Raw genomic sequence first — 1,119 nt, 5'->3', positions numbered from 1 at the left:
CACCGCCAACTGCAGATCGAACTTCGCCAACCCCACCGCCAGATCCAGCCCCGACACCGACAACCCCGGCAACTCCAGCTCGGGCACCGTCAGATTCTGGAAGGTCAACATCACCTGGAACAACGGATGCCGCGCCGGCGAACGCGGCGGATCCAGCACCTCCACCAACCGCTCGAACGGCACATCCGCATGCCCGAACGCCGCCACATCCACCGCCCGCACCCCCGCCAGCAACTCCTCGAACCGCGCCCCGGGATCGATCTCGGTACGCAACACCAACGTGTTGACGAACATCCCGATCAGATCATCCAACGCCGCCTCACCCCGCCCGGCCACCGGCGTGCCCACCGCGATATCCCGGCTGCCCGACAACCGCGCCAGCAACACCGCCAACGCCGCATGCACCACCATGAACACCGTCGCATTGTGCGCCTGCGCGATCCGGCTCAACCCCGCATGCACCTCGGCATCGATCTCGAACCCCAACGTCGCCCCCTGATACGACGCCACCACCGGCCGCGCCCGATCCGCAGGCAACTCCACCTGCTCGGGCAACCCCGCCAACCCCTCCCGCCAGAACTCGACCTGCGCCGCCAGCAACGACCCCGGATCCCGCTCATCCCCCAAAATCTCCCGCTGCCACAACGCGTAATCCGCGTACTGCACCTCCAACGCAGGCCACACCGGCGCCCCACCCCGAGCACGTTCCACATACGCGCTCATCAAATCCCGCGTCAACGGACCCATCGAGAACCCGTCACCGGCGATATGGTGCACCACGCACACCAGCACATGCTCGGTCTCGCTCAACACGATCAACCGCACCCGCACCGGCGGCGCCGCGGTCACATCGAAACCCTCCCCCACCGCCGCGGCCACCAACGCGGCCACCTCCGACTCATGCGCCCGCCGCACCAGCACATCCGGCACCGCCCGCGCATCCTCCACCGGCAACACCAACTGGAAACCCGCACCATCCACATCCGGATACACCGTGCGCAACACCTCGTGCCGCGCCACCACATCCGCCACCGCCGCCCGCAACGCCGCCACATCCAACGCACCGCTCAACCGCACCGCGACCGGAATATTGTTCACCCCACTCGCGGGATCGAACCG

General features: G+C 67.6%; 1 protein-coding gene. It reads right to left on the bottom strand.

Going from position 1 to position 1,119, the window contains the following annotated elements:
• The coding region (locus tag ACWEO7_RS39665; protein ID WP_452431024.1) for a condensation domain-containing protein at positions 1-1,119 on the bottom strand (1,119 nt) is incomplete at both ends.

It is taken from the genome of Nocardia sp. NPDC004260 (assembly GCF_053603155.1).
This window is presented reverse-complemented; position numbering and strand designations above follow the sequence as displayed.